Origin of the sequence: Rahnella sp. EDr1-12 (assembly GCF_049206505.1) — a bacterium.
GTDB lineage: Bacteria > Pseudomonadota > Gammaproteobacteria > Enterobacterales > Enterobacteriaceae > Rahnella > Rahnella rivi.
On sequence record NZ_JBLZNY010000001.1, the window covers coordinates 1,404,690 to 1,417,295 of the forward strand.

Sequence of the window (12,606 nt, forward strand, 5' to 3'; positions counted from 1 at the left end):
AGTTTCCTTGCGACTGAATGCTGCGCCGCAGCGTATTAACGCCACGGCGCGGGATGTCAGATGCGTTTCCAGGTGAAGGCGTAATGGTACTGACCGGCGGTCAGCAGGAAATCCGGGCTGACGCTCGGGCTCCACGAATCATCGCCGCCGACCCCCATATGGAAGCCGTCGATGTTCAGCCAGGTGCCCTGCTCTTCACGCAACAGGTGGCGATGGCTGGTGTCCATCAGCTGTTGCAGGCTGTAGCGGCTCAGGCCAAAGTGGAAATTGCCGCGCAACTGCCATCCGGCGTAATCAAGCTCACGGGTGTTCTGGCGTAAACCACTTTCCGTCGGGAAGACGTAAGGGGTGTACAGATCGCCGAGCGGCAGCGTCCAGCGCCCGTGCAGGGCAGCCAGACGGCGGTCCGGGTAGTTTTCATGCGGCCCGAGGCCCAGCCAGCTCGCTTTTTCGGCGGTGTCTGCCAGCTGACAGGTCAGCCCGATGCGCCCCGGTGACGGGACGTTCGACGCCACGCGCACATCCACACTGATATGCAGTTCGCCCTGATTGTCGATGCGGTACGTTTTGCGGCTTAACAGGCGCGTTTCCTCTCCCGCCAGGAAAGCGTGCGTGGTGACGATAGCCACACCGTCCTGCAACTGATCGGCGGAGATATTCAGCAGACGCGATTCCAGCTGATACATTCCGGCGGCTTTCCAGCGCTCCACCCAGGCATTCGGATCGATTCGCGTGACTTCACTGACGCCGATGTCGTTATCCACCGGCGCACGGACAAACTGATCACGCAGCGCAGAAAGCAGGCGCGGCGTTTCGCCATCAAACCATTGCTCCAGCAAACCGCTTTGCTGACTGAACTGCCAGCACTGCGCACCGTGTACCACAGAAATCACATCGCCCTGCTGATCCAGAACCGGCGCAGCGGCGGAGATTTTCTCCGGCACCGGCAGGCTTAGCGCCAGCGGAAGTTGCCACTGATCCCATGCGGTGCGATGTCCGGCTTCTGACCACGCGGTCGCCTGCGGCTGATGCACCGCGACGTTCAGCCACAAATCCCCTTCCGCCTGCGGAATTGCCCCCAGATTCAGAGTTTGTGTGCCGTTCGGCGCGATATTGAGCACGGCTTCGCCCTGCGACACCACTTCGCCGTCACGTTCAATGCGCCAGACCAGCTGCTCGTTATCGCTGTGACGGAACAGGTATTCGCTCTGAATATCCACCGTCAGCGGCGAGGTGCCGGTCAGCGTGAACTGGAAGAACTGCTGGGCGCGCTGCGCTTCGAACAAGGAAGGATGCGGCGTGCGATCGGCGAATACCAGACCGTTCATGCAGAACTGACGGTCGTTTGGCGTATCGCCAAAATCACCGCCGTAAGCCATGTAACGCTCGCCGTCTTCGCCGGTGCGCAGCAGACTTTGATCGACCCAGTCCCAGACGAAACCGCCCTGCAGACGCGGGAACTGGCGGAACGCTTTCCAGTATTTGTCGAAGCCGCCAAAACTGTTACCCATGGCATGGGCATATTCGCAAAGGATCAGCGGACGCGTTTCGTCGGGCATGCTGATCCATTTTTTGATGGACCATTTAGGCACCGCCGGGAACGGCTGGTCCTGCTCAACGCGGGAATACATCGGGCAGATAATGTCGGTTGCTGCGCTGTTGGCGCCGCCGCCTTCGTACTGCACCGGGCGGGTCGGATCGACAGATTTGATCCAGCAGTACATCGCGTCATGGTTTGCGCCATGGCCGGATTCGTTGCCCAGTGACCAGATGATGATGCACGGATGGTTGCGATCTCGCTGAACCATGCGCGTGACGCGTTCGCTGAAGGCGTTAAACCATACCGGATCGTCCGACAGACGGTTCATCGGCTGCATGCCGTGGGTTTCAATATTGGCTTCATCGACCACATACAGGCCGTATTCGTCGCAAAGTTTGTACCACAACGGATGGTTGGGATAATGCGAACAGCGCACGGCGTTGAAGTTGTGCTGTTTCATCAGCACGATGTCGCGACGCATGGTCGCCTCATCCATCACCTGACCGTTTTCAGGATGATGTTCGTGGCGGTTAGTGCCGCGGATCAGCACCGGCTGGCCGTTCACTTTCAGCAGCCCGTTGCTGATTTCCACCTGACGGAATCCGACGTCACAGGCTTCGGCTTCAATAAGCTCGCCCTGCGGAGAAATCAGGGACACCACCGCACGGTAAAGCGCAGGTTGTTCCGCGCTCCACAATGCTGGCTGGCTGACCGGCAGACGCAACGTGGTGCGGTCATACGCGGCTCCGCGTTCATCAATAATGTCGCTGCCGAGCGGTTGCTGATGTTCTGCGATCGATTTATCGCCCTGCCAGAGCTGGACGCGCACCTGATAATCAGCCGCGTTTTCCTGCGGCACGGCGGCGCTGACCTGCACTTCCAGTTCGGCCTGCGTAAAGCCGTAGAACAGATGCGTGCGCACCTGGTAATCCGTGATCTGTTCAAAGGGTTTATGCAGCAGGCTGACGTCACGGAAGATCCCGCTCATGCGCCACATGTCCTGATCTTCCAGATAGCTGCCGTCGCTCCAGCGCAGCACCATCACCGCCAGACGGTTTTCACCCGCCTGCAATACGCCGCTGAGATCGAACTCGGCCGGTAAACGGCTGTCCTGCGAATACCCGATCCACTGGCCGTTACACCATAAATAGAAGGCAGAATTGACGCCGTTGAACACGATGCGCGTCTGGCCACTGTTCAGCCAGGCATTATCCACAGAAACTGTGAGCGAGTAACAACCGGTAGGATTTTCTTCGGGCACAAACGGCGGATTGACCGGAATGGGATACTGAACGTTGGTGTAAATCGGCGCGTCATACCCGGCAAGTTGCCAGTTAGACGGTACCTGTACGCGGTCGGCTCCCGCCAGATCCTGCTTCAGCCAGTGTTCAGGCACCGCTTCGGGGCGGGTGAAATAGCTGAAGGTCCACTCACCGTTCAGCGATCGGATATTCGGCGATGCACTGCCCTGGCTGGCCTGGGCTTCATCGCGCCAGCTGTTGAAGGGCGGGTGCGCCGCAAGGCGGTTGTACTGCGTGGATGCCGGTTTTTCCCAGTCACGACGGGCCAGAACGGCGGCCAGTGATGACAGCTTTTCGTCCGCTGATGTACTCATCATTTATCCTCTGCAAAAATTGTTATGCGCTCACAATATAAGTCAACATGCGTAACATAGCGCAGTAAGTAAAGCAGAGGGGTGCAGGAAAGGGACGCGGATCACAGATTCCGCGTCGGGTCGTTCAGATTTTGAGAATTACAGCGCGCTGAGCTGACGTGCGATGCGGATCAGCTCCTGCGATAACGCTTCCTGAGAAACGCTCGCTTCGCCGACAGGTGCCGTGGTGTGGCGTTCAACCAGCGATGTCGGCAGCAACAGCGATGAACGGCGGCTGTCGCCATGGGTATGCAGATGATCAACCAGGCGGTTGACGCTTTCATGCCCCAGCAGGCGGAAATCCTGTTTGATGGTACTGAGCGGCGGGAAGAAAAAAGCGCTGTCTTCGGTATCGTCATAGCCGATAACAGAAATATGCTCCGGTACGCGCAGGCCGAATTCGTGCACCGCGCGCAGCACGCCCAATGCCATCTGATCGTTAGCCACCAGAATCGCGGTAGGCCGCGCAGGCTGGTTCAGCAATAACAATGCCTGCTGGTAGCCGGATGCCGCGCTCCAGTCGCCGTGCTGAACCGCACAGGGCGTCACCTGATGCTTTTTCAGCGTTTCCAGCCAGCCTTCATAGCGCAGCCGCGCAGAAACAGACTCCAGCGGGCCGGTCAGCACGGCAATCTGCTGATGCCCGAGCGCCAGCAGATGCTCAACGCCCTGCTCTGCGCCGCAATGCGGATCGAAGAGAATTTTAAACACATCCGCCTGGGGATCCACATCCAGAAACAGCGCCGGCAAGGTGCCGCACATCTGTGCAATGGCATCGGCACTGTCGTTCGACAAGGGCACGTTGATCAGGATGCCATCGACGCGCTGTGACATCAGCTCGCTCACCGCCGTCCGGCAGGCGGCGAGGCTCAGATTGTCGGTCATCGAAATCACCACGTTAAACCCTAACTGATTCGCGCGGGTCTTCACCGCAGACGCAATCTGCGACGGCGCATGCAGCGCCAGTTCAGTGGTCGCCAGCCCCAGCGTATAACTTTGTTTACCGGCCAGCTGCTGTGCAACACGGTTCGGCACATAGTTCAGCGCCGCCATCGCCTTCTCGACTTTATCGCGGGTCTTTGACGAGACATGCGCCGCCTGATTGAGCACGCGCGAAACGGTCTGATAGGAAACACCGGCGTGGCGCGCAACATCATCCAGGGTGACAGATTTTGGCTTCATGGCTCTCTCTTCGGGGATTCAGGCGGGATTGTGTATGACGGGCTATTGTGGCCGGAAAGCAGACAATAAAAAAGGGGCCGAAGCCCCTTTGGTTAGGATCCTCACATTCCGGTGGTCAAGCACCGGAAGCGTAAGAATTACAGTACGTCGATTGCGTTCAGTTCTTTGAATGCCAGTTCCAGGCGCGTCACCATGGAAGACTGTGCAGAACGCAGCCATACGCGTGGGTCATAGAATTTCTTGTTAGGTTTGTCCGCGCCTTCCGGGTTACCCAACTGACCTTGCAGGTAAGCTTCGTTTTTCTTGTAGAACTGCAGGATGCCGTCCCAGTTAGCCCACTGGGTATCGGTATCGATGTTCATTTTGATAACACCGTAGCCTACAGATTCTTTGATCTCTGCTGCAGTAGAACCGGAACCGCCGTGGAACACGAAGTTCAGGCTGTTGTGTGGCAGGTTGTGTTTTTTGCACACGTATTCCTGAGAATCACGCAGGATCGTTGGAGTCAGTTTCACGTTACCTGGTTTGTAAACACCGTGTACGTTACCGAATGACGCAGCGATAGTGAAACGCGGGCTGATTGCGTTCAGTTTTTCGTATGCGTAATCAACGTCTTGTGGCTGAGTGTACAGTGCAGATGCATCCATATGGCTGTTGTCCACGCCATCTTCTTCACCACCGGTACAACCCAGTTCGATTTCCAGAGTCATATCGAGTTTTGCCATGCGAGCTAAATACTTGCTGCAAATTTCGATGTTTTCTTCCAGAGATTCTTCAGACAGGTCGATCATGTGAGAAGAGAACAGTGGTTTGCCGGTTTTAGCAAAGTGAGCTTCACCCGCGTCCAGCAGACCGTCGATCCATGGCAGCAGTTTTTTCGCGCAGTGGTCGGTGTGCAGAATAACTGGCACGCCGTAATGTTCTGCCATCTGGTGCACGTGGTGCGCGCCAGAGATTGCGCCCAGGATTGCCGCGCCTTGTGGCACGTCAGTTTTCAGGCCTTTACCTGCGATGAACGCAGCGCCACCGTTAGAGAACTGAACGATAACCGGGGAACGGACTTTCGCAGCAGCTTCGAGAACGGCGTTGATAGAGTCGGTGCCTACGCAGTTAACCGCTGGCAGAGCAAATTTGTTTTCTTTAGCGATAGCGAAAACTTTCTGTACATCATCACCAGTGATAACGCCTGGTTTTACGAAATCAAAAATTTTAGACATAGTTCTTTGTCCTGTATTCGTCGGCCGTAGATGGATTGAATCGGTTTGCTATGTCGCGCGAGTTCCACTGTGCAGCCCCTCGCGCGGCAAAGAAGAACAGGAAACCCTATGCTTCCTGTTCAGGGTTCATTACTTCTTAGCACGCTCTTCCAGCATCACAACCGCTGGCAGTGCTTTCCCTTCAACGAACTCCAGGAATGCGCCACCGCCAGTGGAGATATAGGAAATTTTGTCAGCGATACCGAACAGGTCGATAGCCGCCAAGGTGTCGCCGCCGCCTGCGATAGAGAAACCTTCGCTATCAGCAATGGCCTGCGCCACAATTTCGGTTCCTCTGCGGAAGTTAGGGAACTCGAATACGCCTACAGGACCATTCCACAGAATGGTTTTAGCGTTTTTGATGATCTCAGCCAGGCGGTAAGCAGACTCGTCGCCCATGTCGAGAATTTGTTCGTCATCTTTGATGTCTTTGACAGACTTCACGGTAGCAACGGCAGTTTCAGAGAACTCAGTGGCTACACGAACATCCGTAGGAACCGGAATGTCGCAGGTTTCCAGCAGTTTGCTTGCGGTATCCACCAGGTCAGCTTCGTACAGGGATTTGCCGACGTTGTTGCCTTGTGCGGCAACGAAGGTGTTAGCGATACCACCGCCAACGATCAGCTGGTCAGCGATTTTGGACAGGGAATCCAGAACGGTCAGTTTGGTGGAGACTTTAGAACCACCGACGATAGCCACCATCGGGCGTGCCGGGTTACCCAGCGCTTTGCCCAGTGCTTCCAGCTCTGCAGACAGCAGAGGGCCCGCACAGGCGATTGGAGCAAATTTGCCCACGCCGTGGGTAGAAGCTTGCGCGCGGTGCGCGGTACCGAATGCATCCATCACGTAGATGTCACACAGTGCAGCATATTTTTTAGACAGTGCTTCGTCGTCTTTCTTTTCGCCTTTGTTAAAGCGAACGTTTTCCAGAACAACCAGCTCGCCTTCGGCAACTTCCACGCCATCCAGATAATCTTTCGCCAGACGAACTGGTGATTTCAGATGTTCTTTCAGGTAGTTAACAACCGGCAGCAGAGAAAACTCTTCGTTATATTCGCCTTCAGTCGGACGACCCAGATGCGAGGTAACCATCACGCGTGCGCCTTGTTTCAGGGCAATTTCGATGGTAGGTAAAGAAGCGCGGATACGTGCATCTGACGTTACTTTGCCATCTTTAACCGGCACGTTCAGATCCGCACGGATCAATACGCGCTTACCTGCTAAATCCAGATCGCTCATCTTAATAACAGACATGGTGAATCCTCTCGTTGATTCTCTTTAAAGTTGCTTGAAGGCGGTTTCGGCCAGGGAGGCCGGAACAACCGTACTAGAAACCGCTAGCGGACATTGCTAATGTTGTATCCAACATTCGGTTAGCAAAACCCCACTCGTTATCGCACCAGACCAATGTTTTTATCAGGTGCTTTCCACTTACCCGCGTTTGCGTTCCATCTACGATGGCGCTGTGGGGATCGTGGTTAAAATCTGTCGAGACTAATGGTAGTTCGGTATAGTCAACTATACCACGAAAAGCACCTGTTGCGGCCTTTTGCAGCAGCTGGTTCACCTCCGCTACCGTCACAGAACCCTCGACAAATACGCTCAGATCAATGGCTGTGACATTGATGGTCGGCACGCGCACGGAGATCGCTTCAAAGCGATCGCAGAACTTCGGCATGATGCGCGTGATCCCTGCGGCAAGCTTGGTATCCACCGGAATAATGGACTGGCTGGCAGCGCGCGTACGGCGTAAATCCGCATGGTACGCATCAATAACCGGCTGGTCATTCATTGAGGAGTGGATGGTTGTCACCGTGCCGGACTCAATGCCGTAGGCATCATCAAGCAGCTTGATCACAGGGATAATACAGTTGGTGGTGCAGGACGCATTGGAGACAATGCGGTGCTGACGTTCGAGCAACTGGTGGTTCACACCGTAAACGACGGTGGCGTCAAGATCATGACCGCCCGGATGCGCGAACAGAATTTTTTTGGCACCGGCCGCAAGCTGGGTTTCGCCGTCTTCGCGGCTGCCGTAAACGCCGGTGCAATCCAGCACCACGTCAATGCTCAGTTCGCCCCATGGCAACTGGCTGGCATCTGGCTGATGGAAAAGACGGATTGAGTCATCGCCGACGTAAAGGTTTTCACCTTCCTGGCGGACATCCCAGGCGAAGCGCCCGTGGCTGGAGTCGTATTTGAGCAGATGGGCCATCCCTTCAGGGCTGGCAAGTTCATTGATAGCGATAACGGAGATTTCCGCCCGACGCCCGGATTCGTATAACGCGCGCAATACGCTACGGCCAATGCGACCAAAGCCATTAATTGCAATACGTATTGGCATACTTCTCCCTGTTACACGGTTGTTACTCAATATCAGTAACACCTATAGTAATGCAGCGTGCGTTTACGGTGAATCACCATCATCATCTGCCCGCACGATAGGTACAGCAGAAAATTATCGGTTTCCGACACGTTAACAGCGTGGTCACGACGTTAAGCTCAATTAGCCTGACTGAAACGGTTCAGCTGAGAATAAACCAAACCCTGTCTAAAAGGAATAATTCCCCGAATTTCGCTGTGCGAATCGCGTCAATCGCTTAAAAAAACGTCATGCAAATCCGCGTATTCACAGTGATTTTACTTTTTCATCACTTTTCGAACAGTGATTATTCTCAAAAACCGACAGATTGAAACACTTTCAGAAGGGTGCGAGTTTACCGGGGTTTGCGCCAGAAGGGTTTGACCTGTGTCATTTGGCGGGAAAACGGCGTACCACCCATGCATTTTGACGTAAAAAAAAAGCACCCGAAGGTGCTTTTAAGAAATCGTTATGAGCAGAATTACTTCAACAGCGCCTGTGCCTGAGCAACGACGTTGTCTACAGTGAAACCGAACTCTTTGAACAGCAGGTCTGCCGGAGCAGATTCGCCGAAGCTATGCATACCGATGATTGCGCCATTCAGGCCCACGTATTTGAACCAGTAGTCAGCGATACCGGCTTCAACCGCAACACGTGCAGAAACGGCTTTCGGCAAGACAGATTCACGGTAAGCCGCATCCTGTTTGTCGAAGGCATCAGTAGATGGCATGGACACAACGCGTACTTTAGTGCCCGCTGCCGCCAGCTTATCAGCCGCTTCCACGGTGATACCGACTTCAGAACCGGTCGCAATCAGGATCACTTCCGGCGTACCGTCGCAATCTTTCAGGATATAACCGCCGCGTGCCACGTTTGCCAGTTGCTCAGCAGTACGTGGTTGCTGGGTCAGGTTCTGACGGGAGAAGATCAAGGTAACCGGGCCGTCGTTACGCTCAATCGCGTATTTCCATGCCACGGCAGATTCAACCTGATCCGCCGGACGCCAGGTGCTCATGTTTGGCGTCACGCGCAGGCTGGCGATTTGCTCAACCGGCTGGTGCGTCGGGCCGTCTTCGCCCAGACCGATAGAGTCATGGGTGTAAACGAACACGTTGCGGATTTTCATCAGCGCAGCCATACGCACGGCGTTACGCGCATATTCGACAAACATCAGGAAGGTCGCAGAGTACGGCAGGAAACCGCCGTGCAGCGCGATACCATTGGTGATGGCGGTCATACCGAATTCACGCACACCGTAATGGATGTAGTTACCCGCCTGATCGTCGCCGATAGACTTGGAACCAGACCACATAGTCAGGTTACTTGGTGCCAGGTCAGCAGAGCCACCCAGGAATTCAGGCAACACTTTACCGAACGCTTCCAGCGCATTCTGAGACGCTTTACGGCTGGCGATGTTGGCAGGATTAGCCTGCAACTCTTCGATAAATTTCTGCGCGTCAGCTTCCCAGTTTGCTGGCAGCTCGCCGTTCACGCGGCGTTTGAACTCTTTTGCCAGTTCAGGATGGGCTTTGGCATAGGCTGCGAATTTCTCATCCCATGCGGCTTCTTTAGCCTTACCGACTTCTTTAGCATCCCACTGCGCGTAAATATCCTGTGGAATTTCAAAGGCAGCGTATTTCCAGCCCAGTGCTTCACGGGTTGCTGCCACTTCAGCAGCACCCAGCGCCGCGCCGTGCACATCATGCGTACCGGCTTTGTTCGGCGAACCGAAACCGATCACGGTTTTGCACATCAGCAGGGAAGGTTTATCGGTGACGTTGTGTGCTTCTTCGATAGCCGCTTTGATGGCGTCAGGGTTGTGACCATCCACGCCACGCACGACGTGCCAGCCGTAAGCTTCGAAACGCGCTGCGGTATCATCGGTGAACCAGCCTTCAACGTGGCCATCGATGGAAATACCGTTGTCATCATAAAACGCGGTCAGTTTCCCGAGTTTCATGGTACCGGCCAGTGAACATACTTCGTGAGAAATACCTTCCATCATGCAACCATCACCCAGGAACGCATAGGTCTGGTGGTTAACAATGTCGTGGCCTGGTTTATTGAATTGCGCAGCCAGCGTGCGTTCTGCAATGGCAAAACCGACGGCATTCGCGATGCCCTGACCCAGCGGGCCGGTCGTGGTTTCTACGCCCGCGGTATAACCGTACTCAGGGTGGCCTGGGGTTTTGGAATGCAACTGACGGAAGTTCGCCAGTTCGCTGATTGGCAGATCATAACCTGTGAGATGCAGCAGGCTGTAAATCAGCATTGAACCGTGACCATTGGACAGCACGAAGCGGTCGCGGTCAGCCCAGTTTGGGTTGGTCGGGTTATGGTTCAGGTAGTCACGCCAGAGGACTTCGGCAATGTCAGCCATGCCCATAGGGGCGCCAGGGTGGCCGGAATTCGCTTTCTGCACGGCATCCATACTAAGTGCGCGGATTGCGTTCGCAAGCTCTTTACGAGAGGACATGTTCTACTCCAGGTCGGATTAATAAAGCAGTCAAGGAAGTCATTTTCTCAGACTCGGCATTAAATCGGCAATCTCTAATCACTCACGTGATGAAGTTCACAGAATACGCTTTTAAATCAGTGCGTTTTTTCGGACTTACACTATAGATCGGGCACTGCGAAAATCCTACCTTAACGCTATTCTTACAATGAGAGCCTGTTTTGGGCTGCATTACCTGTTTTGTTCACTTTTTCTGGGAATCTGAATTGATGAAATTTCGTCCTGTTATGTTGAGCCTGTTGGCCACCACGCTGATGAGCGGTTGTGCGACAGTGAATACCGATACCTTAATGCAATCCGGCGCACAGGCGTATCAGGCTTACACCCTGAGCGATGCTGATGTGAAAACCCTCAGCGTCCAGTCCTGTGAAGAAATGGATAAAAAAGCGCAAATCGCGCCAGACAGCAGCGAATATGCTCAGCGCCTGAAAAAAATCTCGGCGGCACTGGGTGATAACATCAACGGCACGCCGGCCAACTACAAGGTGTACCTGACGAAAGACGTCAATGCCTGGGCGATGGCCAACGGCTGTATTCGCGTTTACAGCGGTCTGATGGACATGATGAACGATAACGAAGTTGAGGGCGTGCTCGGCCACGAAATGGGCCACGTCGCACTCGGCCACACCCGTAAAGCCATGCAGGTGGCGTACAGCGCTACCGCTGCGCGTTCCGCGATTTCCTCGCTGGGCGGCGTCAGTGCCACCCTGTCGCAATCACAGCTGGCGGATCTGGGCGAGAAATACGTTAACGCACAGTTCTCCCAGAAGCAGGAATCCGAAGCCGATGATTACTCGTTCGATCTGCTGAAAAAACGCGGCATCGATCCAACGGGTCTGGCGACCAGCTTTGAGAAACTGGCAAAACTCGATCAGGGCAGCAGTATTGGCTGGTTTGACGATCACCCTTCTTCAGAAGCCCGTGCAAAACATATTCGCGAGCGTATTGCTGCTGGCAAATAATATAAAAAAAGAGATGCATGATCAGGTGCATCTCTTTTATTACTTCATAAAACACTTTCTGAAAATTCCTTAATTTTCCAATTAAATAAAAGTACTCTGCACTGAATCTGAAAATAATTCCCTTCCGTCTGTTTTTCTCGCTTAGTGACTTTGTTTGGTTATTCTTCCTGCGCATTATTTTTATTTAACTGTCAAAGGAAGATGGATTATGAAATTTCGTATTACCTCAGTCGCGCTAGGCGTGGCTTTATTATTAAGTGGTTGCCAGAACGGATCAGTCAATACCGACGCATTAATGAAGTCCGGTTCGGATGCTTATAAGGCGGCCACGCTGACCGATCAGGATGTCAGAAATATGACCGACGGCGCCTGTAAAGCCATGGATTCTGAATCAAAAATTGCTTCAACAAAAAGCAAATACACCAAACGCCTGAATAAAATCGCCAAAAATCTCGGCGACAACATCAACGGCACACCCGCGAATTATAAAGTTTACCTCACCAGCGACGTGAACGCGTGGGCGATGGCGAACGGCTGTATCCGTGTATACAGCGGGCTGATGGACATGATGACCGACGACGAAGTCGAAGGCGTACTGGGCCACGAAATGGGCCACGTCGCACTGGGCCATACCAGAAAAGCCATGCAAGTCGCCTACAGCGCCTCTGCCGCACACAATGCCGCGGGCGCCGCCGGAGGTGTCGCCGGGCAACTTTCCAGTACCCAGCTGGCAGATCTGGGTGAGGAACTTATCAACGCGCAGTTCTCACAGAAACAGGAATCTGACGCGGATGATTATTCTTATGACTTGCTGAAAAAGCGCAACCTGTCGACAAAAGGGCTGGTAACAGCATTTGAGAAGCTGGCGAAAATGAGCGCTGGCAGTGAGAAGAGTTTATTCAGCTCGCATCCGCCTTCACAGGAACGTGCCGATCATATGAAAGAGCGTATGGCTCAGGATAAATAACGCCTGTGGCAAAATGAATGGCAGCGCAGAGCTGAGTAAGCTCTGCGTTTTTTATGAGCCAAAGAATGTTCAGCCGTGGTGTAACCTGTCCGGACTCGCGGAACGGGAGATAAACAAAGGCAATAAAATAACCGGGAAGATGACTTTTTTATAAAACTCATGAATTGA

The 12,606-nt window shown here is 54.0% G+C and carries 8 protein-coding genes; 2 read left to right on the plus strand and 6 right to left on the minus strand.

Going from position 1 to position 12,606, the window contains the following annotated elements:
* Nucleotides 1-56 precede the first annotated feature (56 nt).
* The 6 genes from ACO0U8_RS06645 to tkt all read right to left on the minus strand — a co-directional run bounded on the left by ACO0U8_RS06645 (nucleotide 57) and on the right by tkt (nucleotide 10,470).
* Nucleotides 57-3,155 carry a beta-galactosidase gene (locus ACO0U8_RS06645; RefSeq protein ID WP_421670497.1) on the minus strand — a complete coding sequence of 1,033 codons (3,099 nt, stop codon included), beginning with the start codon at nucleotides 3,153-3,155 and terminating at the stop codon, nucleotides 57-59.
* A gap of 138 nt (nucleotides 3,156-3,293) precedes the next feature.
* A complete protein-coding gene (locus ACO0U8_RS06650; protein WP_122096070.1) occupies nucleotides 3,294-4,376 on the minus strand; it encodes a LacI family DNA-binding transcriptional regulator in 1,083 nt (360 codons plus the stop codon).
* Nucleotides 4,377-4,513: 137 nt separating this feature from the next.
* Nucleotides 4,514-5,593 (minus strand): class II fructose-bisphosphate aldolase, encoded by a 1,080-nt coding sequence (gene fbaA / locus ACO0U8_RS06655; RefSeq protein ID WP_056773197.1) that lies wholly within the window; start codon nucleotides 5,591-5,593, stop codon nucleotides 4,514-4,516.
* Nucleotides 5,594-5,722: 129 nt separating this feature from the next.
* Entirely contained in the window at nucleotides 5,723-6,886 is a 1,164-nt protein-coding gene (pgk, locus tag ACO0U8_RS06660; protein WP_056773202.1) for a phosphoglycerate kinase, read from the minus strand.
* A 73-nt stretch (nucleotides 6,887-6,959) separates the two neighbouring features.
* Nucleotides 6,960-7,976 carry an erythrose-4-phosphate dehydrogenase gene (epd, locus tag ACO0U8_RS06665; RefSeq protein WP_122096071.1) on the minus strand — a complete coding sequence of 339 codons (1,017 nt, stop codon included), beginning with the start codon at nucleotides 7,974-7,976 and terminating at the stop codon, nucleotides 6,960-6,962.
* A gap of 499 nt (nucleotides 7,977-8,475) precedes the next feature.
* Nucleotides 8,476-10,470, minus strand: coding sequence for a transketolase (gene tkt / locus ACO0U8_RS06670; RefSeq protein WP_056773212.1), 1,995 nt, complete (start codon nucleotides 10,468-10,470; stop codon nucleotides 8,476-8,478).
* Between the two features lie 248 nt (nucleotides 10,471-10,718).
* Here tkt and ACO0U8_RS06675 point away from each other — a divergent pair, with 248 nt between their 5' ends.
* Nucleotides 10,719-11,471: a M48 family metallopeptidase gene (locus ACO0U8_RS06675; RefSeq protein ID WP_122096072.1), complete on the plus strand. Its 753-nt coding sequence runs from the start codon at nucleotides 10,719-10,721 to the stop codon at nucleotides 11,469-11,471.
* A 208-nt stretch (nucleotides 11,472-11,679) separates the two neighbouring features.
* The gene (locus ACO0U8_RS06680; protein WP_421670498.1) at nucleotides 11,680-12,438 is read left to right on the plus strand and encodes a M48 family metallopeptidase; all 759 of its coding nucleotides are present in this window, start codon (nucleotides 11,680-11,682) and stop codon (nucleotides 12,436-12,438) included.
* Nucleotides 12,439-12,606 lie beyond the last annotated feature (168 nt).

Excerpts from the sequence above, each read along its gene's own strand:
- fbaA (WP_056773197.1), bottom strand. The coding sequence starts at position 5,593 with ATGTCTAAAATTTTTGATTTCGTAAAACCAGGCGTTATCACTGGTGAT.
- ACO0U8_RS06650 (WP_122096070.1), bottom strand. The coding sequence starts at position 4,376 with ATGAAGCCAAAATCTGTCACCCTGGATGATGTTGCGCGCCACGCCGGT.
- pgk (WP_056773202.1), bottom strand. The coding sequence starts at position 6,886 with ATGTCTGTTATTAAGATGAGCGATCTGGATTTAGCAGGTAAGCGCGTA.
- ACO0U8_RS06675 (WP_122096072.1), top strand. The coding sequence starts at position 10,719 with ATGAAATTTCGTCCTGTTATGTTGAGCCTGTTGGCCACCACGCTGATG.
- epd (WP_122096071.1), bottom strand. The coding sequence starts at position 7,976 with ATGCCAATACGTATTGCAATTAATGGCTTTGGTCGCATTGGCCGTAGC.
- tkt (WP_056773212.1), bottom strand. The coding sequence starts at position 10,470 with ATGTCCTCTCGTAAAGAGCTTGCGAACGCAATCCGCGCACTTAGTATG.
- ACO0U8_RS06680 (WP_421670498.1), top strand. The coding sequence starts at position 11,680 with ATGAAATTTCGTATTACCTCAGTCGCGCTAGGCGTGGCTTTATTATTA.
- ACO0U8_RS06645 (WP_421670497.1), bottom strand. The coding sequence starts at position 3,155 with ATGAGTACATCAGCGGACGAAAAGCTGTCATCACTGGCCGCCGTTCTG.